The organism is Amycolatopsis sp. NPDC003865, assembly GCF_053605345.1.
This window is the reverse complement of sequence record NZ_JBSGJA010000004.1, coordinates 416,406-436,885: the sequence shown is the minus strand read 5'-3', so window position 1 is coordinate 436,885 and position 20,480 is coordinate 416,406. Positions and strand designations below refer to the sequence as shown.

The window sequence follows — 20,480 nt, the reverse complement described above, 5'->3', positions numbered from 1 at the left end:
CCGGCGCGCGTGCCAGGATGGAGGGCGTGACACAGCCACGCGGATCTGCAGCGAAGTCAGCGGCCCTGTCCGCCGCCCTCTCCGGCGCGGTCGACCTGTCCGCGCTCAAGGCCCGCGCCGAATCGGCGCAGAGGCAGCCGGCCCCGGCGGCCGGCCCGCCCGGTGCGGACGGCCCGCCGAAGCCCGCGCCGGGCGGGGCCGTGATCGATGTCACCGAAGCCACCTTCCAGGCCGAGGTCGTGGAGCGGTCCCTGCGCCAGCTGGTGGTCGTCGACCTGTGGGCCGAGTGGTGCGGCCCGTGCAAGCAGCTGTCCCCGGTGCTGGAGCGGATGGCCGGCGAGTCCGGTGGCGCGTGGGTCGTCGCGAAGGTCGACGTCGACGCGAACCCGCGCATCGCGCAGCTGTTCGGCGCGCAGTCCATCCCGACGATCGTCGCGATCGCCGGCGGCCAGCCCGTCGACGCGTTCTCCGGCGCCCTGCCCGAGCCCGAGATCCGCAAGTGGATCAACGCGCTGCTCGACGCCCTGCGCGACAAGCTGCCGGCGATCGCCGAGGCCGAGGCCAACGGCGGCGGCCCGGTCGAGGAGCCCGAGGACCCGCGCTTCACCGAGGCGGAGGAAGCCTTCGAGCGCGGCGACTTCGCTGCCGCGCAGGCCGCGTACGAGCGCATCCTCGACGTCGAGCCGGCCAACGAGCTGGCGAAGAACGCCCTGGCCCAGGTCAAGTTCACCGCCCGCGCGGAAAACGCGGACCCCGACGCCCGCGCGAAGGCCGACGCCGACCCGTCCGACCTGGCGGCCCAGCTCGACGCGGCCGACCTGGAAATCGCGTCGAACGACGTCGAGGCGGGCTTCAAGCGCCTGATCGACGCGGTCCGCCGCACGGCGGGCGAGGACCGCAACAAGGTCCGCGAGCACCTGGTGGCGCTGTTCGAACTGTTCGACCCGGCCGACGACCGCGTCATGAAGGCCCGCCGCGACCTGGCGAGCGCCCTCTTCTAAAGCGCACGAAAAAAGGCCCCCACCCGCGGGTGGGGGCCTTTTTCACGGGCTCAGGCGTACTGCTTCGAGCAGACCGACGAGCCTTCGAGGTACCCGCGGCGCAGGGACTCGACGCGGTCGAAACCGCTGTCCGGGCGCTTGCCGTTGACGTCCGCCGAGATCAGGCTCTCCGGCTGCAGCAGGTCCGCGATGGCTTCGTCGAGGTCGCCCGCCGACAGCCGCAGGTCGCCCGGCCGGTTCGTGAACGCCGCCCACGCGCCGACCAGGCACGCCGTCCGCAGGCCCGCGTTCGCGTTGTCGATCGACGCGCCGACGCCCTTCTGGATGCCCAGGGCGTACCGCGACGCGACCTCCGAGAACGCCGCGAAGTCACCCATGCCGCCCGGGTCCTCGCCCTTCATCTCGGCCTCGCGGTCGATCGGCTGGGCCAGCTGCGAGAGCTTCGCCAGGTCGATGGCGACCGTGTTGTCGGCCGGGCAGTACGACGCCGGCGGCGTGGTCTGGCAGCTGCCGCCGTCGTTGATCTCCGGCGCGGCTACGCCGGCGCCCTTGAAGGCCTCGTCGAGGCTCTTCTTCAGCAGCTCGACGGCCTGTTCGGTGAACTTCGCGTCGCCCTTGCCGGTGTCGCCCTTGTCGAACGGGCGCTCGGTGAGCCGGGCCTTGACGTTCTCGGTGTTCATCGCCGCGCACTCCTTCGGGCCCTTCTCGAACCCGGTCTGGAACGCGAAGGTGCGGTCGAACGCCGTACCGTGCGCGCCGCGGTCGGCGCCGCTGGTGCCCGCCTGGTCGCGGATCAGGAACATCGCCGCCATCACCTGGTTCAGGCCCTCGGACGTCGACACCTGGTAGTACTTGCTCTTGTTCTCGGCGACCCACCGGAAGTACCCGCCGGCGAAGCAGTCGGCCTGCTGCTCCTTCACCACGGTCGGGGTGCTCTTGGTCATGTTGGCCTTGTCGCCGAGCCGGTACTGCACGGCGTGGCCGAACTCGTGCGCCAGCACGACGACCACGGACATCGGCCCGAACCGCTGGCGCAGCATCGGCAGCAGCACCCCGCGGTCCCACGCCACCGAGTCGTCGACCGAGCAGTAGAACGCGTTCACGAGCTTCTTGACGCTGCCGCAGCCGGTCTTCTCGGTGTCGGTCTGCGAGTCGTAGGACAGCAGCGACTTCACCGGCTCGAACTGCTGGCCGAAGTCGGCGGGCAGGTGCTCGTTCCAGTACGTCTGGACGTCGTCGATCGCGGCGGTGGCGAGCTTGTCGTCCTCACCGCCGTCGGCGTTCTTGACGTCGATGCTCGGCGTGGGCGCGTCCGGCTTGAGGCCGCTCTCGAAGTGCGTCACCGGCAGCCCGGCGACGGATCCCGCACCGGTGTCCTTGCTCGGGTCGCCGCTCGCGCCGCCCTTGTCGTTGCACCCGCTCACAGCCACCGCCGCGACGGCCAGCAACGCCACCAGCGCGCGCCGTCCTCCCCCTGGGATCATTCGTTCACTCGCTCTCGTGCCCCGGTACCCGACGGGCAGGACCATACCCAGGGCATACGCGGAGCGTGCACGTTATCCCCGAACTCCTCCTGCGCATCGCGGCCCGCAGCCCGATATCGTCGCTTCCCATGCGTGCAGTCCGCCGGTTCACCGTCCGCGCCAGCCTCCCGGAGTCCCTGTCCGGCCTGGGCGCGCTCGCCACCAACCTGCGCTGGACCTGGCACCCGCCGACGCGCGACCTGTTCGCCTCGATGGACGCCGAGCTGTTCAACGCCGTGCGCGACCCGCTGCGGATGCTCACCGCGCTGCCGCCGGCCCGGCTCGACGAGCTCGCCGTCGACGACGACTTCCTCGAACGCGCCAGAACCGCGGCCGAGGACCTCGACCGGTACCTCTCGGAGCCGCGCTGGTACCAGCAGCGCGACGACCCGGAGCTGCCGCCCGCGGTCGCCTACTTCTCGATGGAGTTCGGCGTCACCGAAGCCCTCCCGAACTACTCCGGCGGCCTCGGCGTGCTGGCCGGCGACCACCTCAAGGCCGCGTCCGACCTGGGCGTGCCGATGGTCGGCGTCGGGCTGCTCTACCGCAACGGCTACTTCCGGCAGTCGCTGTCGCTCGACGGCTGGCAGGTCGAGCACTACCCAGTGATCGACCCGAACGCGTTCCCCCTGGAGCTGCTGACCGCGGGCGGGCGCCCGGTGCTGATCGGCGTCGCGATGCCGGGCGGGCGCGAGCTGTGCGCGCAGATCTGGCAGGCCCGCGTCGGCCGGGTGCCGCTGCTGCTGCTCGACACCGACACCGAGGCCAACGACGACGACCTGCGCGGCGTCACCGACCGGCTCTACGGCGGCGACGCCGACCACCGGCTGCGGCAGGAGATCCTGGCCGGCATCGGCGGGTTCCGCGCGGTCCGCAAGTACTGCGAGCTGACCGGCCACCCGCAGCCCATGGTGTTTCACACGAACGAGGGACACGCGGGTTTCCTGGGGCTGGAGCGCGCCCGCGAGATCGTGCAGGCCGACGGGCTCGCGTTCGACGAGGCCATGCCCGCCGTCCGCGCCGGGACGCTGTTCACCACGCACACGCCGGTCAGCGCGGGCATCGACCGGTTCCCGGTGGACCTGGTGCAGCGCTACTTCGCCGACGGCAGGCTCGTCCCGGACATCGACCCGCGCCGCGTGCTCGCGCTCGGCGCCGAGGACAACCCCGGGCTGTTCAACATGGCGCACATGGGCCTGCGGCTGGCGCAGCGCGCGAACGGCGTCTCGCAGCTGCACGGGCGCGTCACGCGCAAGATGTTCTCCCGGCTGTGGCCCGGGTTCGACCACGACGAGGTGCCGATCTCGTCGGTGACGAACGGCGTCCACGGCCCGACGTGGGTGGCGCGCGAGCTGAGCACGCTGCTCGGCCGCGAGTGGGGCCTCGACGTCGGCGAAGGGCCGCTGCGCGACGGCGTGTCCGACGCCCAGCTGTGGGGCCTGCGGCGCGAGCTGCGCGAGAAGCTGGTGCACGAGGTGCGGCGCCGGGTGCGCGCGGCGTGGCTGCAGCGCGGCGCGTCCCCGCTGGAGCTGGGCTGGGTGGACTCGGTGTTCGACCCGGACGTGCTCACCGTCGGGTTCGCCCGCCGCGTCCCGACGTACAAGCGGCTGACGCTGATGCTGCGCGACCCCGAGCGGCTGCGCACGCTGCTGCTGCACGAGGACCGGCCGATCCAGGTGGTCGTCGCCGGCAAGTCGCACCCGGCCGACGAGAACGGCAAGCAGCTGATCCAGCAGATCGTCCGGTTCGTCGACGGCGCGGACGTCCGGCACCGGATCGTCTTCCTGCCCGACTACGACATGTCGATGGCCCGCTACCTCTACCGCGGTTGCGACGTCTGGCTGAACAACCCGGTGCGGCCCCTGGAAGCGTGCGGGACGTCGGGCATGAAGTCGGCGCTCAACGGCGGCCTCAACCTCTCCATCCGCGACGGCTGGTGGGACGAGTGCTACGACGGCAGCAACGGCTGGGCGATCCCGACCGCCGACGGGGTCACCGACCCGCTGCGCCGCGACGACCTGGAGGCGGCGGCGCTGTACGAGCTGCTCGGCCAGCAGATCGCGCCGCTGTTCTACGACCGGTCGGCCGACGGCGTCCCGACCGGCTGGCTGTCGATGGTGTGGCACACGCTGGAGACGCTCGGGCCGCGGGTCCAGGCGTCCCGGATGGTCCGCGAGTACGTGGACAACGGCTACCTGCCGGCGTCCCGCATGGTCGCGGCGGCGACGGGTGACGGCTACCGCGGCGCGCTGTCGCTGGCGGACTACCGCACCAAGCTGGAGGTCTCCTGGCCGCGGGTGCGCATCTTCGACTCGGAGCTGCTGATCGAGGCGGCCGAGCCGCTGGTGGTCGGCACCGAGGTGACGATCCGGGCGCGCATCGACCTGGCGGGCCTCGATCCGTCCGAAGTGGACATCCAGGCGGTGGTGGGCCGGGTCGGCGACGACGACGAGCTGCGCGACGCGGTGACGGTCCCGATGACGGCGGACGGCATCGGCGCGTTCGCGGCCCGGCTGAAGCTGCCGCGGCCGGGGTCGATCGGGTACACGGTCCGGGTGCTGCCGAAGCACGGCCTGCTGGCGGCCCCGGCCGAACTGGCGCGCGTCGTCCTGGCCTGACCCCGGGCCGTCACGCCCGGGCGCGCAGGTGCAGCGCGGTCGCCACGATGCCGACGACCACCGCCACCGGCAGCGTGATGGCGAGCAGGCCGCCGCTCAGCGCGGTCAGCGCGGCGGCGACGGCCAGGGGCAACACCCAGGCACCCAGCACCCAGGCGTGGTCGTGGCGCCGGTACTGCCTCGGAACTCCGTGTGGCTCGGTCATGGTGCCCACCTCGATTCCTCGTGGAGTCCGACGGTGGCGCCCGCCCGGGCGTGGCCGCTATGGCCCAACGTCGTGACCGCGGGGGCCGGAAGGCCCCGTCCGATGGACCCTGACCTGGAGTTGCTCCAGCGGAAATAGCGCCGCGCGCGGCGGGGAGCCGCGTTAGGTTGAAGGCATGCGCTTCGGAATGTTCGTCCCGCAGGGCTGGCGGCTCGACCTGGCCGGCATCGACCCCGCGGACCACTGGAAGACCATGCTCGGCCTCGCGAAGCACGCGGAGGCCGGGCCCTTCGAATCGATCTGGGTCTACGACCACTTCCACACCGTGCCCGTCCCGACCGAAGAGGCCACGCACGAGGCCTGGTCGCTGATCTCGGCGTTCGCCGCCGCGACGGAGACCGTGCGGCTCGGGCAGATGTGCACCTGCATGGGGTACCGCAACCCGGCCTACCTCGCGAAGGTGGCCGCGACCGCCGACACGATCTCCGGCGGCCGCGTCGAGATGGGCATCGGCGCCGGGTGGTACGAGCACGAATGGCGGGCCTACGGCTACGGCTTCCCGGGGGCCGGCGAGCGGCTCGGGCAGCTCGACGAGGGCGTGCGGATCATGCGTGACCTCTGGACGACCGGGACGTCCACACTGGACGGCAAGCACTACCGGACGGACGGCGCGATCCTGCGCCCGCTGCCGCCGCAGGACGGCGGCATCCCGTTGTGGATCGCCGGTGGCGGTGAGAAGAAGACGCTCAAGATCGCCGCGAAGTACGCGAAGTACACGAACTTCGCCGGCGACCCCGAGACGTTCACCCGCAAGTCGGAGATCCTCGCGCAGCACTGCAAGGACGTCGGCACCGACTTCGACGCGATCGTCCGCTCGGTCAACCACAACGTGGTCATCGGGGAGACGGAGAAGGACGTCCAGGACAAGCTGGCCTGGCTGAAGTCCCACCTCGACAAGTACGCGCCGGCGGACGCCGCGCAGCGGTGGCACGGCGTCTTCGTGAACAGCCCGACCACCGGCACGCCCGAGCAGGTCACCGAAAAGCTCGCCGCGCTGGGTGAGCTCGGCATGTCCTACGCGATCTTCAACTTCCCGGAAGCCGCGTACGACCGCTCCGGCATCGACCTGTTCACCAGCCAGGTCGCGCCAGCGCTGGCTTAAGGCACCGCGGGGCTGCCGCCGGTCTCCACCGGGAGGCCGGCGGCGGCCCACGCGCGGAAGCCACCCTCGAGGTCGGTCGCCTTCGGCAGCCCCAGCCGCTGCAGGTCGGCGGCCGCCAGGCTCGACGAATACCCCTCGTTGCACAGCACGACGACCGTCGAGTCCGCCGTCACGCCCGGCAGCTTCCAGTCGCTGTCCGGCGCCAGCCGCCACTCCAGGTGGATCCGCTCGACGACCACCGCGCCCGGGATCTCGCCCTCGGCCTGCCGGTTCGCCAGCGGCCGGATGTCGACGAGCAGCGCACCCGCCTCCTGCAGTTCGCGGGCCCGGGCCGGGGCGACCCGGTCCAGGCCCGAGCGGGCCTGCTCCAGGAAGGAATCGATGGCGCTCATCGTCCGACGATAACCGGCAGCGGCGGGATCTCGGCCGGCACCTCGGCGAGGGTCTTGTACTCCCGCGTCGGCACCAGCGGCGGCGAATACGCGTGGACGCTCGCCGCGGGCGCGTCACCGATGCCGGTGACCTGGTGGGCCCGCCCCGCGCCGAAGCCGATCCCCTCGCCGGCGACGTGCGTGCGCCGCCGGACCGGGCCGCCGGGGTAGCGGTACTCCTCGCCGAGCTCGCCCTGCAGGACGGTGAACGAGCCGGACGCGCCTCCGTGGTCGTGCGGCTTGGTGTGCTGGCCGGGCAGCCACGACAGCAGCCACAGCTCGACGCCGTCGGTCAGGGCCAGCCGCGCCCACCAGCGGCGGTCCTCGTCGAAGCGCAGGATGTCCTTGACGCTCGAAGTCAGCTCGGTGGTGACGGTGGCCGTCAGGTCCGCCAGCTCGCGCGGCGTCCACAGCAGCCGCGACGGGTGCAGCAGCTGGGGCAGCAGCGGGTCGGTCAGCTGCGGGTGGATCTCGACGGCGGGACGGGTCAGGGAAGTGGTCAACGCGGGTGCTCCTCGGACGCGAAGGTGATCAGGACGCGAGGCAGCGCGGCACCGCAGGAGAAGATCAGCGAAGCCGCGCCCGCGTACACCCGGCGGAGGCGACGAGGAGCAGGTCGATCGCGCGACGGCGCCAGAACGAGCCCCGGGTCACCGGGGTCACGGGCGCGTCGGCGGACATGCGGTGATCCTGCCACAACGGAGTGGCGCCCGGCACTCATCGGGTGCGGAGTTCCACTTCGTGGACGCGCTCCGACCAGCCGGTTCGCCGTCTCACCCGGGCGGGTGCGCACGCGCGCGCGACGGCAGACAGAATGGGCCTCGTGAGCGAGCCGATCCAGCCCAGCGAACTTGACGACCTCGTGGTCCGGATGGCCGGTGTCGGCGTCCGCCGGGGAACCAACGACCTCCTCGCCGGCCTCGACTGGACCGTGGAACTGGACGAGCGCTGGGTGGTGCTCGGCCCGAACGGCGCGGGCAAGACCACGCTGCTGCGCCTCGCCGCGGCCGAGCTGCACCCGACCACCGGCGAGGTCGACCTCCTCGGCGAGCGGATCGGCCGGGTCAACATCTTCGACCTGCGCCCGCGCATCGGCTTCACCTCCGCCGCGATCGCCCAGCGCGTCCCGGGCGACGAGCTCGTCAAGGACGTCGTGGTCAGCGCCGGCTACGCGGTCCTCGGCCGCTGGCGTGAGGAATACGACACCCTCGACACCGCCCGCGCGACCGAGCTGCTCGACGCGATGGGCATCGGGCACCTGGCCGAGCGCACCTTCGGCACGCTGTCCGAGGGCGAGCGCAAGCGCGCGCTGATCGCCCGGTCGCTGATGACCGACCCGGAGATGCTGCTGCTCGACGAGCCCGCCGCCGGCCTCGACCTCGGCGGCCGCGAGGACCTCGTCGCCCGGCTGTCCGACCTGGCGATGGACCCCGACGCGCCGGCCCTGGTCCTGGTCACCCACCACGTCGAGGAGATCCCGCCGGGGTTCACCCACGCGCTGCTCCTGCGTGACGGCCACGCGGTGGTCTCCGGCCTGGTCGACGACGTCATCACCAGCGAAAACCTCTCGAAGACCTTCGACCAGGACCTGGTGCTGGAGCGCTCCGGCGATCGCTTCTTCGCCCGCCGTCGCTAAGGTGTGGCTTACCGGCGGGTAGCCTGCTGGCACCTGTTCAACGAGGAGGAGTGACGTGGGAGAGTTCGTAACCCTCGAGGTCAAGGACGGGGTCGGCACGATCCGGCTCGACCGCCCGCCGGTCAACGCCCTGAACGCCCAGGTCACGGCCGAGCTCGCGGAGCTGGCGAAGGAAGCGACCGAGCGCGACGACGTCCGCGCGGTGATCCTCTACGGCGGCGAGAAGACCTTCGCGGGCGGCGCGGACATCAAGGAGATGGCCACCCGCACCTACCCGGAGATCGCCAAGTTCGGCGCGAACCTCACCGGCACCCTCGCGGCGATCGCGAACATCCCGAAGCCGGTCGTCGCGGCCGTCACCGGGTACGCCCTCGGCGGCGGCCTGGAGCTGGCGCTGACCGCGGACTGGCGCGTCGCCGGTGACAACGTCAAGGTCGGCCAGCCGGAGATCCAGCTCGGCGTCATCCCCGGCGCGGGCGGCACCCAGCGCCTGGCCCGGCTGATCGGGCCGAGCAAGACCAAGGACATCGTCTACACCGGACGGTTCGTCAAGGCCGAAGAGGCGCTGCAGCTCGGGATCGTCGACCAGGTCGTGGCCCCGGACGACGTCTACGCGGCCGCGCACAAGTGGGCCGCCCAGTTCGCGAACGGCCCCGCCGTGGCGCTGCGGGCCGCGAAGGCGGCCATCGACGGCGGTCTCGACATGGACCTGCCGAACGCGCTCAAGCTCGAATCGCACCTGTTCGCCGCGCTGTGGGCGACCGAAGACCAGCAGAACGGCATGAAGTCGTTCATCGAAAACGGGCCCGGCAAGGCCACTTTCGAAGGGAAATGACGCCTTGACCGACGTGAACGACCCGGCCCCGAACCCGCACGCCACCGCCGAAGAGGTCCAGGCGGCCTACGCCGACCCGAAGCTGGCGAACGTGCTGTACCACGACTGGGAAGCCGGCACCTACGACGAGAAGTGGTCGATCTCGTACGACGAGCGCTGCATCTCCTACGCCACCGACGTGTTCAACGCCGTCGCGGGCGAGGACGGCCAGCCCTACCAGCACGCGATGGAACTGGGCAGCGGCACCGGCTTCTTCCTGCTGAACCTCATGCAGGGCGGCGTCGCCAAGAAGGGCTCGGTCACCGACCTCTCGCCCGGCATGGTCCAGGTCGCGCTGCGCAACGCCGAGAAGCTCGGCCTCGACGTCGACGGCCGCGTCGCCGACGCCGAGCGCATCCCGTACGACGACAACACGTTCGACCTCGTGGTCGGGCACGCGGTGCTGCACCACATCCCGGACGTCCAGGCGGCGTTCCGCGAGGTGCTGCGCGTGCTCAAGCCGGGCGGCCGGTTCGTCTTCGCCGGCGAGCCGACCAAGGTCGGCGACTTCTACGCCCGCAAGCTCGGCCAGTTCACCTGGTTCCTGACCACGCGCGTGACGAAGCTGCCCGCGCTGAGCGGCTGGCGCCGTCCGCAGTCCGAACTGGACGAGTCGTCCCGCGCCGCCGCGCTGGAGGCCGTGGTCGACATCCACACCTTCGACCCGTCGGAGCTGGAGTCGTGGGCCCGCGGTGCGGGCGCCCAGGACGTCCACGCGGTCACCGAGGAGTTCGCCGCCGCGCTCGCGGGCTGGCCGATCCGGACGTTCGAAGCCGCCGTGCCGCAGGAGAAGCTGACCGTGCGCTGGCGGATGTTCGCCTACCGCCTGTGGCTGCGGCTGTCCGCTGTGGACAAGAAGGTGCTGTCCAAGATCCTGCCGCGCGAGCTGTTCTACAACGTGATGATCACCGGGACCAAGCGGCCGTCCTGAGTTGGGTTATTCCTTCAGCCTCGGCGACGTCGCCTACCTGCGTTCCGACGCGGGTGCGGCGGCGGTCGCCGAGGTTTCGTCGTTGCCGCTGACCGATCGGATCGCATCGGTCGCCCAAGTGCGCCGCCTGGTCGGCGAGGAGCACGCGGCCGCCGTGCTGGAAACTGTGCTGCTGCGACGGAAAGCGGTCGGCAAACTGTCCGGTGTGGACTGGCTGTTCACCTCCGACGCGCTGCAGCAGGCGAGCGCTTCGATCGTGGCGCGGCACCGGGCGGCTCGGCTGGCGGGGCTCGACGTCCACGACGTCACGTGCTCGGTCGGCGCCGACCTCGTCGAGATCGCCCGGGTGGCGCGGCGGGCGCTCGGGTCCGATCTGGACGCCGTGCGGCTGGAGATGGCCCGGCACAACGGATCCGTCGCGGGTGTCGCTTTCGGGCTGGCCCGGGCGGACGCGCTGGCTCCGGTGAGCCGCTCCGGTGTCGTCGTCGCCGACCCGGCTCGCCGCGACTCGGCCGGACGCCGCGCGTGGAAACCCGCGGACTTCGCCCCGCCCCTGGACGGGCTGGTCGACGCCTACCCGGGACGCGCGCTGTCCGTGAAGTGCGCGCCCGGCCTCGATTTCGCGCTCACGCCGTGGGCGGACGAGGTCGAACTGGTGTCCTTGGACGGCCAGGTCCGCGAATCGTGCCTCTGGCGCGGGTTGGGCACCGGCGTCACGCGCCGGGCGACGGTGTTGCGCTCGGACGGGACACAGTGGACGGTCACCGACGCCGAACCGGACGAACTGCCCATGCGGGAGCCGGGGGAGTGGATCGTCGACCCGGACGGCGCCGTCGTCCGGGCCGGGCTGGTCCGCCACTACGCGGCGCGGCACGGGTTGTGGCAGCTGGACGAACGCATCGCGTACCTGACCGGTGACACTCCGCCGCCGGGCGTGCGGGCCTTCCGCGTCCTGGAACACGGGCCGTACACCGAGAAGGCGCTCAAAGCCGTCCTCAAGCGACACGACGTCGGACGGCTGGAAATCCTGGTGCGCGGCCTGGACGTCGACCCGGACGCGCTGCGGCGGCGGCTGAAACCCCGTGGTGGCGCGGAAGCTTCGGTGGTGCTGACGCGGATCGGGCGCTCGCCGGTGGCGTTCCTCTGCCGCGCCGAGAGGTGAACGGAAACTTTCGAGGGGTGGAACTCCCGGTGAACGTGACGTAGGTTCCCCAGGTCGTCAAGTTCCACTGGAGGGTTCGCCGTGTCCGGAAAATGGTCAAGTCTCGTCAAGCTCGCCGCCGCCGCGGCCATCGGCGCCACCGTCGCCTCGGGGGCGACCGCGCTCGCCGGATCGGACGACGCGACCGCCGCCCGCTCGAAGGAGCCGGCCAACATCGGCCAGGTCAAGAACGACGTCAAGGCCTACTACGGCGACTACCTCGACGCCGCGGGCAAGCACCACTACTCCGAGACCAGCCAGTTCGCGAAGGACAGCAACCGGGTCGTCTCGGACGCGAAGCGCTACCTGCAGCAGCAGCTCGGCAAGGTGAAGAACCCGGCGATCGTGCTGGACGTCGACGACACCTCCGAGATCACCTTCGGCTGGGAGGCCGACAACGACTTCGGCTTCGACCCGGTCAAGCAGCAGCAGGCGATCGACAACGGCACGTTCGTCGCCAACAAGCCGGTGCTGGAGCTGGCCAACTGGGCCGTGCAGCGCGGCGTCAAGCTGTACTTCCTGACCGGCCGCAACGAGTTCCAGGGGCCGCAGTCGCTCAAGAACCTGGCCAACGAGGGCTACCCGGCGCCGGCGGGGGCGTTCTTCAAGCCGAAGACCATCGCGCCCGACTACCTGCCGTGCGGGTTGACCTGCAACACCGTCCAGTACAAGTCGGGCACGCGGGCGCACATCGAGGCGACCGGCGCGAAGATCGTGCTCAACGTCGGCGACCAGTTCAGCGACCTCGAGGGCGGCTACGCGCTGCGCCCGATCAAGCTGCCGAACCCGATGTACTACTTGCCCTGAGCCGGAATAACGGCCGGGCCCGGGGTGCTGCTCATGGTACACGATTCTCTCGAGGAGCTGACATGCCGGAGAAGAAGGTGCTGGTCCCGGGCCCGGACCACCCGATCACCGTCGAGCCGACCAAGGCGCGCGTGGTGGTCAAGGCGGGCGGGCGCGTCATCGCGGACAGCCGCAACGCGTTCACCCTGCAGGAGTCCACGTACCCGGCGGTCCAGTACATCCCGCTGGCCGACGTCGACGCGGCCGTGCTGGAGCGCACCGACCACGAGACGTACTGCCCCTACAAGGGCGAGGCGAGCTACTACTCGCTGAACGCCGGTGAGGTGAAGGGCGAGAACGCGGTCTGGACGTACGAGAAGCCGTACGACGCGGTCGCGCCGATCAAGGACCACGTCGCGTTCTACCCGAACGTCGTGGACTCGATCGAGCTGGTCGAGGACTGAGCTGGACCTCGATCTGCTGCGGACGTTCCTGGCCGTCCACCGGGCAGGATCGCTGACCGGCGCGGCACCGTCACTGGGTCTGTCCCAGCCGACGGTGACCGCGCAGGTCAGAGCCCTCGAGGACGAGCTCGGCCAGCAGCTGTTCGTCCGCCGGGCGCGGGGCGTGACCCCGACCTCGGCGGCCGACGAGCTGGCGGCCCGCATCGCCCCGCACGTGGACGCGCTTTCCGCGTTGACGGTCGGTGAAGCCGACCCGTTCGCCGCGCCGGTGCACCTGGCGGGGCCGGCCGAGCTGACGACGATGCGGGTGCTGCCCGCGTTGGCGGGCCTGGTGTCGGCGGGCTTGCGGCTGCGGGTGACGTTCGGCCTGGCCGACGACCTGCTGGCGGGCCTGGCACAGCGCCGGTTCGACCTGGTCGTCTCGACGATCCGCCCGCGCGGCCGCGGTCTGACGGCGACCCCGCTGACGGACGAGGAGTTCGTCCTGGTCGGCCCCCGCGGCTTCACGGGCGACCCCCGGTCGGCACCGCTGGTGGCGTACGCGGAGGACCTGCCGATCATCCGCCGCTACTGGCGCTCGGTGCTGGGCGTCCGGCCACCGTCCGGGCCGGCGGTGGTCGTCCCGGACCTGCGGGGCGTGCTGGCGAGCGTGCTGGCCGGCTTCGGGGTGAGCGTGCTCCCGCGGTACCTGTGCGCGGCCGAGCTGGCTTCGGGGTCGCTGGTCGCGCTGCTGGAGCCGGAGGAGCCCCCGATCAACACGCTGTTCGTGGTGACGCGGACGGAGCCCGGCCGGGCGGGGCCCGCGGCGGTGCGGGACGCACTGCTCACGGACGCCGCCCGCTGGTGACTCAGACGAGCCGTGCCGTGTACCCCGCGGAAACCAGCCGGTCGTAGGCGTCGCGTACGCGGTCCGGCATTTCCTGCCTGATCGCGAATCCCTTTTCGGCGTAGACGTCGATCCGCTGGGTGTCGCCTACGAGCATGGTGATGACGCGGTCGGCGTCCCCGATCGCCGCGACGTACTCGTCGAGCGGCAGGGCGAGCGAGGCGCAGGTGACGGTGACCTCCGGCCAGAGCTTCCGGCAGGTCGCGTAGGCGCGCCGCTGTTGGTATGGCCTGGAGATCAGCACGATCGAGCCGGCCTCGATGTCGTGCTCGGCGAGTACCCGGCGCGTGAAGGTGATGTTCTCGCCGGTGTTCCGGGCGCGGGGTTCCACGAGGATCGCCTCCGGCGGCACACCCGCTGCGATCGCGTGTTCGCGGTAGTGCGCGGCTTCGCCGCGAGGGAACCGGTCGATCGTTGTCGGGGCGTTGGCCCCGGTGAACACGATGAGGGGGACCATGCCGCTTTCGAAGAGCTGGGCGGCGCAGGTGGCGACGCCGAGGTCGTGACTCCCGAGACCGATACCCACGTCCGCAGGCCGCGGTTCGTGGTGCATGTCGTGGTAGTCCCAAAGCGTTTCGACATCCGCGCGGAGCGAGTCGGGCAGGGACGCGGTGCGCTCGGGCATCGACACTCCGTCAGTCGGGAATCTTGAAGGTGTACGTCCACGAGAACCGGCTGGCGGCGTGCACGCCGCGGGCGAACTCGACGACTCGTCCATCGCTCGTGAAAGTGCGTCGCTGCAGGACCATCACCGGCTCTCCGGCCGGGAGCCGCAGCCGGACGACTTCGTCCGGAGTGGGCATGCGCGCGTGGACGGTCTCGGTCATGGTGTCGGGTTCGAGCCCCTGGAGGGTGAGGATCAGGAACCCGCCGCCGCGACCGGCCGGGCCGGGCGCCGGATCGACGAGGCGAGTGCCTTCGACGTCGGCCGGCCGGTAGTAGCTGGTCAGAGTGTGAGTCGGCTGACCGGCGTCGGTCACCAGCCGGGCACGCTCGTACACCGGCGAGCCCACCGCCACGCTGAGCGCTTCCGCGACTTCCGGGTCGGCTTCGACTTTCGTGACCGTCTGAGTCTGGTCGGCCGGTTTCCAGTCTCGACCGGAAACCTCACGATCAGCGGCGAAGGCGACGACATCGCCGTGCTTCCACTTGCTTTTGGCGTAGCGATCCGTGCCCAGCCGCTTCAGCGGTGGCCGGGCGCGGACGACGGTGCCGCGCCTGCGGATCGGGGTGACCAGCCCCTCGGCGTCGAGGACGCCGATCGCCTTCCGGACGGTGTTGACGTTGACGCCGAACTCGGCTGCCAGCTCGTGCTGCTTGGGCAAGGTCGTGTCCGGCGCATAGTCACCGCGCTGGATGGCCTCCCGCAGGATGCCTGCCAGTTCACGGTAGCCGGTGCCCACACAATCCTCCTCGCTTGCCGACGCCAATAACGCTATCTCTAGTGACGCCGTAGGGTCCAGGTGACGCATTAGAGGTACTTCTATTGACTGCTCTCCCGCAAAATGTCTGAATAGAACTATCTCTATTGCGATCGGGAGGGGAGCGGTGGTGGCGACAGCCAAGTGGTCCCCGGTCACGGGAGTGACCTGGACGGTCGGTGCCAAGGATTCGGTATCTGTAGAGGAAACCGGGCCGGAACGAGAGAACCCGCCGGTGCTGGTGGTGGCCGGAACGGGTCCTCCGGTGTCGTTGGGGGTGCCTGGAGGGCCGGAGGAGTGGCCGGCCTGTGTGGCGTTCCTCCTCCGGCTTCGTGACGGAGTCGGAGAACTGGCGGAGGTGCTGGCAGGTCGAGCGCCTGATCCGGGAGGGCGCGATGAGCGCTGCTGACGACCAATGGCCGCGGACGTTGAGGGAGGCCCACGAAGATTCCTGTGCGCGGATGCCGTCTCGGGCGGCGGCGGTGAGCGTGTGGGTGGAGTTCCGGCGAGCGAACGCGCGGATGTACCGGGCGGTCGCCGATCTCGACCGGGGCCACCACCACGAGGCGCTGTACTGGTTCGGCCGGGAGCTTCGCGAGGTCGAGCGACTGACGGCGGAACCGGAGTGGAAATCCGACTACGGACGAGAAGGGGTGCCGCCTCGAGCTTGACGGAGCCCGGCCGGGCGGGGCCCGCGGCGGTGCGGGACGCACTGCTCACGGACGCCGCCCGCTGGTGACTCAGCCGGTGTACCCGGCGAAGATCTTCGCGAACTCGTACGGCGACTGCGGCACGTTGGTGCACTTGTACAGCGCGCCGGTGCACGCGTTCGCGTCGCGGCCCGCCTCCCAGAACGACAGCATGCCCAGGTGGACCGTCTTCGCGAACGCCACCAGTGCCTTCGCGTCCTTCTGGTAGAAGATCTCGTTCTGCGAGTCGTTGACGCCGATCATCGGGGTCACGCCGACCTTCTTCCACGCCGCCGCGTCGCTCAGCCCGTACAGCGACTTCAGCTGCGCCTGTGTCGCCTTGGCCGCGGAAATCGCTTTCGCGCCCTGGTCGCCCGCGCCCTGGTAGTAGTCCATCGCCATGATGTTCACGAGGTCGAGGTTCACGCCCGCGTCCTTGGCCGACTTGACGACGTTGAGGCCGTCGGTGGTCAGGCCGGTCGGCAGCACCGGCAGCGTCAGCGAGATCTTCAGGCCCGGGTTGTTGTTCTGCAGCGTCTTCAAGGCCTGCGACCGGCGGGCGATCGTCGTCGGGTCCGCGATCGCCGCGCCCTCGATGTCGAAGTCGGCGTACTTCAGGCCGTACGCCTTCACGACGGCGTCGTACTCGGCCGCAACCTGCGCGGACGTGCTGCACGCCTGTGCCAGCTCGATGCCCGACGCGCCGCCGAAGGAGATCTTGACGTCGCCGCCGCCGTTCCGGATCTTGGTGATCTCGTCCTTCTGCCACGCGGTGCGCGGGTCGTACGCGCCGAACCAGCTGGCCTTGCAGCCGTAGGAGTTGACGAAGGCGAGCGTGAACCCCTTGACGCCGCTGGCGGCGGACATCCCGGACAGGCTGGGGGTGGGCCACGCGCCCATGTCGACGTAGGGCCCGACGGGGATCGGCGAGCCGGCGGCGGCCTCGGCGGGCACGGACGTGCCGGTCGCGAGCAGGGCGAGGCCGCCCACGGCGGCCAAGAGGGAACGGAGACGCATGGTGGAACCTCCACGACGACGAGCGCGGCGGCGGGATTTCCTGACCTGATTGGTATAGACCATTAACCTTGGTGTGGACCATCGGCCGAACGGGCGGTGACCGGTGGTGAACACCGGTCGGTTCGACAGATGGCCGCGGCGCGCGTTCCCGCCACGCTGGGGGCATGAGCGAGAACAACGAGGAACCCCGCCGCTACAGCCGTCGCCGGCTCCTGGCCACCGGCGGGATCGCCGCCGGGGTGGGCGCGGTCGCCGGCGTCGCCGGTGGGGTCGCGTTCGTGCAGGGCGGGGCGCCGACGCCGCTGATCGGCCCGTCGGCGGCGCGGCGCTTCGCCGGGAAGGTCGTGCTGGTCACCGGGGCGACGTCGGGGATCGGCCGCGCGGCCGCGGTGCGGTTCGCGGCCGAAGGCGGGAAAGTCGGCTTCTGCGGGCGTCGCGAAAACCTCGGCGCCGAGGTCGAGCGCCGGATCCGGGAAGCGGGTGGCGAAGCGACGTACGTGCGCGCCGACGTCCGGTCCGAAGACGACGTGAAGCGCTTTGTCGACACGGTCGCGGCGAAGTACGGCGGGCTCCACGTGTGCTTCAACAACGCGGGCGTCACGATCCAGAAGCCGCTGCACGAGTACACCGCGGCCGAGTGGGACGACGTCGTCGGCACGAACCTGCGCGGCAACTTCCTGGCGCTGAAGTACGAGGTCCCGCACCTGCTGGCGGCGGGTGGCGGGACGGTGGTCGTCACGGCGTCGTCCAACGCGCTGGCCACCGACGCCGGCCGCGGCGCGTACACGGCGTCCAAACGCGGCCTGGTCGGGCTGGTCCAGACCGCGGCGCTCGACTACGCCGACGGGGGCATCCGGGTCAACGCGCTGGTTCCCGGAACGACGAACACGGAACTGGTGCGCCGCGCGGGCGGCGCGATGAACGTGCCGGACGCGGTGTGGGACGCGATGGCCGCGAACTGGGCGAAGACGAACGTGCCGGGGCTGAAGCGGATGGCGACGGCGGACGAGATCGCGGTCTTCGCTCTGGCGCTGGCCTCGGGCGACTTCCCTTACCTGACCGGGGCGCAGCTGGTGATCGATGGCGGGAAGACCGCGCACGCCTAGACTGTCGCTGGTGTTGATCACCACGGAACGGCTCACGCTGCACCAGTGGGCCGAGGAGTACTTCGACGGCTTGTTCGCGCTGGCCCGGCTTCCGGAGACGGTTCGGTACGTGGGCACGGGGGAGCCGTGGACCCGCGAGTACACGCTCGCCAAGCACCAGGCGACGCTGGCGCACTGGGCGTCCCACGGTTTCGGCTGGTTCGCGGTTTCGGCGGCGCCGGGCTCGTTCGACGGGGTGGTGTCGCTGGTCCGCCGCGGCGCCACGGAGTCGGGCTTGGGTTCGCCGGCGGTGGAGATGGGCTGGTGGATCGCACCGTCGGGCTGGGGCCGGGGTTACGCGACGGAAGCGACGGCGGCGGTGCGGGACCACGTGTTTTCGTCGGGGTTCACCGACCGGCTGCTGGCGGTGTACGAACCGGCGAACAAGGCTTCGGCGCGGGTGGTGGAGAAGCTGGGGTTCGTGCCGCACAGCCGGTTCACGCTGGACGGCCGGGTCGAGCAGCGGGCGGTCCTGGACCGCCCGCGCTGACCGCTCTCACCCCATCGACTCGATCATCGAGATCTCGACGTGGACGTGCCCCTCGGGGATGACGATCGGGTAGGCCGTCTCTCGCCGGACCGAAATCCCGAGCAGGACCTTGCCTCGTGCTGTCCTGAAGTAACCGGAGTTGGTCCGCGCGTACCCGGCGGCGGTGGCTTTGCCCACCAGCGCCCGGCGGACCTCGGTTTCGGTGCCGGGGCGGATGGTCTGGAAGTTCATCGAGGCCTGGTGCCCGATGACAGCCCAGCGGCGCCGGCTTTCCCGCACCGGTTCGCCGTCGCGGGCGCCGATCCGGTCGGCGAGCTTCCGCATTTCGCGCCACCGCCTGCGGACCGTGAATTCGCTGCTGTAGCCCGACAGCATCAGCGCGGTCGTGAGGAAGAGGGCGATCGGGACCGCCCAGAGCAGCCACGGCCAGTAGCCGGTGGCGAGCCACAGCCCGCCCGCCACCAGCGCGTACACCACCGGTAGCCAATAGCGTCCCCGCATACGCCGCTCCCCAGGTTCCCCGGCCCGAGGATACGCGCTCGGCGCCGTGATCAGGCCGGCGCCGGAACCGGGACGTCGCCGATCCAGCGGTGCACCGCCTCGGCCAGCCCCTCCTCGTCCGAGCCGGAAGTCGCCCAGGCCACGTGACCGTCCGGCCGCAGCAGCACGGCGCCGACGTCCGAAGTGGACGGAGCTGCCGCGGTGACGACCTCGACCGCGGCCGACCAGGCCGCGAACGCCCCGGCCAGGTCCACCAGCACGAACCGTCCCGGATGCAGCAACGCGGCCAAGTGCGTCGCCCGGCCGTCCACCACGAGCGGCACGTCCGGCGCCAACCGCCCCAGCCACGGATGCCCGCCCGGCTCGTACCGCGCGTCCAGCCCCGTGATGATCTCCGCCAGCGCCCGGTTCCCCGCCGGGTGCGCGGCCACCCGCCGCAGCAGGTCCGCCCACGGTTCGGCCCCCGCTTCTTCGACCGCCACCTGTGCCCGCGTGTTCGCCAGGATCCGTTCGCCCGCCGCGTGCCGCTCGGCGTGGTAGGTGTCCAGCAACCCCTCCGGCGCCGTGCCCAGTACCGTCGCCGCCAGCTTCCAGCCGAGGTTGAACGCGTCGTCGAGGGCCACGTTCACCCCGATCGCCCCGGCCGGCGGGTGGATGTGCGCCGCGTCGCCCGCCAGCAGCACCCGGCCTTCGCGGTACTTCGACGCCAAGCGCGCCGCGTCGCCGAAGCGGGTCAGCCAGCGCGGCGACCGCAGCTCGACGTGCCGCCCCAGCACCGCGTCCACCTGGTTCTGGAGCCGTTCCAGCGTCACGGGTTCGTACTTGTCGGCGGGCGGGTCGTCCTCCCGGACCACGACCCGCACGTACCCCGGCCGCGGGATGACGAACAGCGTCCGGCCGTCCGGGCCCGCCGAAACCCCGTACGGCAGCTCGCATTCGACGTCGCCGAGCAGTGCATACCAGCGCGCGTCGACGCCCGGGAAGCCGATTCCGGCCTGCTTGCGGACCGTGCTGCGCCCGCCGTCGCACCCCACCAGGTAGCGCGCGGTGATCGTGCGGCCGAATCGTCCATTGTGGACGACGCTGGAAACGCTTTCCGGCGACTGCGTGAACGACCGCAGCTCGTGCCCCCGCAGGATTTCGACGCCGAGGTCGGCGGCCCGGCCCTCCAGCACCTCCTCGACGCGGGTCTGCGGGATCCCCAGCGAGAACGGGTGGTCGGTGGCCGCGCCGGCGAGCAGCAGCGGCCCGGGCAGGCCGGTGACCGGCGCGTGCGGCACCTGGTGCCCTTCGGCGACCAGGCCCTCGGCCAGCCCGCGGCGGGCCAGCAGGTCCAGCGACCGCGAGTTGAGGTTGAAGCCGCGGCAGTACGGCGGCCGCGCGGGCAGGCGTTCGACGATCGTGGTGCGGACGCCCGCCAGCGCGAGCTCCGCGGCGAGCAGCAGGCCGGCGGGGCCGGCCCCGGCGACGAGGACGTCGGTCTCGGGCATTCGTGTTCC

Annotated in this window: 22 protein-coding genes; 13 read left to right on the top strand and 9 right to left on the bottom strand. The window is 71.3% G+C overall.

Translation table 11 applies throughout. The annotated features are described in order from the left end of the window. Positions 1–26 precede the first annotated feature (26 nt). Positions 27–1,001, top strand: coding sequence for a tetratricopeptide repeat protein (locus ACWEVP_RS13645; RefSeq protein WP_452062853.1), 975 nt, complete (start codon positions 27–29; stop codon positions 999–1,001). A 50-nt stretch (positions 1,002–1,051) separates the two neighbouring features. Here the strand turns inward: ACWEVP_RS13645 and ACWEVP_RS13640 are convergent, their stop codons facing one another. After that, positions 1,052–2,485, bottom strand: coding sequence for a neutral zinc metallopeptidase (locus ACWEVP_RS13640; protein ID WP_452062852.1), 1,434 nt, complete (start codon positions 2,483–2,485; stop codon positions 1,052–1,054). Positions 2,486–2,613: 128 nt separating this feature from the next. Between ACWEVP_RS13640 and glgP the strand changes: the two genes are divergently transcribed. Beyond that, a complete protein-coding gene (gene glgP, locus ACWEVP_RS13635; protein WP_452062851.1) occupies positions 2,614–5,142 on the top strand; it encodes an alpha-glucan family phosphorylase in 2,529 nt (842 codons plus the stop codon). Positions 5,143–5,152: 10 nt separating this feature from the next. Here glgP and ACWEVP_RS13630 read toward each other — a convergent pair whose 3' ends face one another. Continuing rightward, positions 5,153–5,347: a hypothetical protein gene (locus ACWEVP_RS13630; RefSeq protein ID WP_452062850.1), complete on the bottom strand. Its 195-nt coding sequence runs from the start codon at positions 5,345–5,347 to the stop codon at positions 5,153–5,155. 175 nt (positions 5,348–5,522) lie between these two features. On the opposite strand from ACWEVP_RS13630, the gene ACWEVP_RS13625 reads away from it, so the two are divergent. After that, the gene (locus tag ACWEVP_RS13625; RefSeq protein WP_452062849.1) at positions 5,523–6,509 is read left to right on the top strand and encodes an LLM class F420-dependent oxidoreductase; all 987 of its coding nucleotides are present in this window, start codon (positions 5,523–5,525) and stop codon (positions 6,507–6,509) included. Here the strand turns inward: ACWEVP_RS13625 and ACWEVP_RS13620 are convergent. Beyond that, positions 6,506–6,901 (bottom strand): rhodanese-like domain-containing protein, encoded by a 396-nt coding sequence (locus tag ACWEVP_RS13620; protein WP_452062848.1) that lies wholly within the window; start codon positions 6,899–6,901, stop codon positions 6,506–6,508. The two genes, ACWEVP_RS13625 and ACWEVP_RS13620, sit on opposite strands and share 4 nt — an antisense overlap. After that, positions 6,898–7,443 (bottom strand): cysteine dioxygenase, encoded by a 546-nt coding sequence (locus ACWEVP_RS13615; RefSeq protein ID WP_452062847.1) that lies wholly within the window; start codon positions 7,441–7,443, stop codon positions 6,898–6,900. The genes ACWEVP_RS13620 and ACWEVP_RS13615 overlap by 4 nt, the downstream gene beginning before the upstream one ends. 311 nt (positions 7,444–7,754) lie before the next feature. On the opposite strand from ACWEVP_RS13615, the gene ACWEVP_RS13610 reads away from it, so the two are divergent. The 7 genes from ACWEVP_RS13610 (at position 7,755) to ACWEVP_RS13580 (ending at position 13,679) form a co-directional block, all read left to right on the top strand. Next, complete coding sequence (locus ACWEVP_RS13610) at positions 7,755–8,576, top strand: ABC transporter ATP-binding protein (RefSeq protein ID WP_452062846.1); 822 nt, start codon at positions 7,755–7,757, stop codon at positions 8,574–8,576. Positions 8,577–8,631: 55 nt separating this feature from the next. Then, positions 8,632–9,411 carry an enoyl-CoA hydratase/isomerase family protein gene (locus ACWEVP_RS13605; protein ID WP_452062845.1) on the top strand — a complete coding sequence of 260 codons (780 nt, stop codon included), beginning with the start codon at positions 8,632–8,634 and terminating at the stop codon, positions 9,409–9,411. A 4-nt stretch (positions 9,412–9,415) separates the two neighbouring features. Further along, the gene (locus tag ACWEVP_RS13600; RefSeq protein WP_436389047.1) at positions 9,416–10,381 is read left to right on the top strand and encodes a methyltransferase domain-containing protein; all 966 of its coding nucleotides are present in this window, start codon (positions 9,416–9,418) and stop codon (positions 10,379–10,381) included. 1 nt (position 10,382) lies between these two features. Beyond that, positions 10,383–11,543, top strand: a complete 1,161-nt coding sequence (locus tag ACWEVP_RS13595; protein ID WP_452062844.1) for a THUMP-like domain-containing protein — start codon at positions 10,383–10,385, stop codon at positions 11,541–11,543. Between the two features lie 81 nt (positions 11,544–11,624). Then, the gene (locus tag ACWEVP_RS13590) at positions 11,625–12,389 is read left to right on the top strand and encodes an HAD family acid phosphatase (RefSeq protein WP_452062843.1); all 765 of its coding nucleotides are present in this window, start codon (positions 11,625–11,627) and stop codon (positions 12,387–12,389) included. A gap of 62 nt (positions 12,390–12,451) precedes the next feature. Then, positions 12,452–12,832 (top strand): DUF427 domain-containing protein, encoded by a 381-nt coding sequence (locus ACWEVP_RS13585; protein WP_452062842.1) that lies wholly within the window; start codon positions 12,452–12,454, stop codon positions 12,830–12,832. 1 nt (position 12,833) lies between these two features. Then, positions 12,834–13,679 carry a LysR family transcriptional regulator gene (locus ACWEVP_RS13580; RefSeq protein ID WP_452062945.1) on the top strand — a complete coding sequence of 282 codons (846 nt, stop codon included), beginning with the start codon at positions 12,834–12,836 and terminating at the stop codon, positions 13,677–13,679. A gap of 1 nt (position 13,680) precedes the next feature. Here ACWEVP_RS13580 and ACWEVP_RS13575 read toward each other — a convergent pair whose 3' ends face one another. Together ACWEVP_RS13575 and ACWEVP_RS13570 are read right to left on the bottom strand one after the other, a co-directional pair. After that, positions 13,681–14,343 carry a YdcF family protein gene (locus ACWEVP_RS13575; RefSeq protein ID WP_452062841.1) on the bottom strand — a complete coding sequence of 221 codons (663 nt, stop codon included), beginning with the start codon at positions 14,341–14,343 and terminating at the stop codon, positions 13,681–13,683. Between the two features lie 10 nt (positions 14,344–14,353). Then, a complete protein-coding gene (locus tag ACWEVP_RS13570; RefSeq protein WP_452062840.1) occupies positions 14,354–15,190 on the bottom strand; it encodes a GntR family transcriptional regulator in 837 nt (278 codons plus the stop codon). Positions 15,191–15,534: 344 nt separating this feature from the next. Between ACWEVP_RS13570 and ACWEVP_RS13565 the strand changes: the two genes are divergently transcribed. After that, entirely contained in the window at positions 15,535–15,810 is a 276-nt protein-coding gene (locus ACWEVP_RS13565; protein ID WP_452062839.1) for an AMED_5909 family protein, read from the top strand. A gap of 69 nt (positions 15,811–15,879) precedes the next feature. On the opposite strand, the gene ACWEVP_RS13560 is transcribed toward ACWEVP_RS13565, so the two are convergent. Next, positions 15,880–16,845 carry a chitinase gene (locus ACWEVP_RS13560; RefSeq protein WP_452062838.1) on the bottom strand — a complete coding sequence of 322 codons (966 nt, stop codon included), beginning with the start codon at positions 16,843–16,845 and terminating at the stop codon, positions 15,880–15,882. A gap of 164 nt (positions 16,846–17,009) precedes the next feature. On the opposite strand from ACWEVP_RS13560, the gene ACWEVP_RS13555 reads away from it, so the two are divergent. Together ACWEVP_RS13555 and ACWEVP_RS13550 are read left to right on the top strand one after the other, a co-directional pair. Then, positions 17,010–17,951 (top strand): SDR family NAD(P)-dependent oxidoreductase, encoded by a 942-nt coding sequence (locus ACWEVP_RS13555; RefSeq protein WP_452062837.1) that lies wholly within the window; start codon positions 17,010–17,012, stop codon positions 17,949–17,951. A 10-nt stretch (positions 17,952–17,961) separates the two neighbouring features. Continuing rightward, a complete protein-coding gene (locus tag ACWEVP_RS13550) occupies positions 17,962–18,480 on the top strand; it encodes a GNAT family N-acetyltransferase (protein ID WP_452062836.1) in 519 nt (172 codons plus the stop codon). A 6-nt stretch (positions 18,481–18,486) separates the two neighbouring features. Here the strand turns inward: ACWEVP_RS13550 and ACWEVP_RS13545 are convergent, their stop codons facing one another. Together ACWEVP_RS13545 and ACWEVP_RS13540 are read right to left on the bottom strand one after the other, a co-directional pair. Beyond that, complete coding sequence (locus tag ACWEVP_RS13545; protein ID WP_452062835.1) at positions 18,487–18,981, bottom strand: hypothetical protein; 495 nt, start codon at positions 18,979–18,981, stop codon at positions 18,487–18,489. 50 nt (positions 18,982–19,031) lie between these two features. After that, on the bottom strand, positions 19,032–20,471 hold the full coding sequence (locus ACWEVP_RS13540; RefSeq protein WP_452062834.1) for an FAD-dependent monooxygenase: 1,440 nt from the start codon (positions 20,469–20,471) through the stop codon (positions 19,032–19,034). Positions 20,472–20,480: the final 9 nt, after the last annotated feature.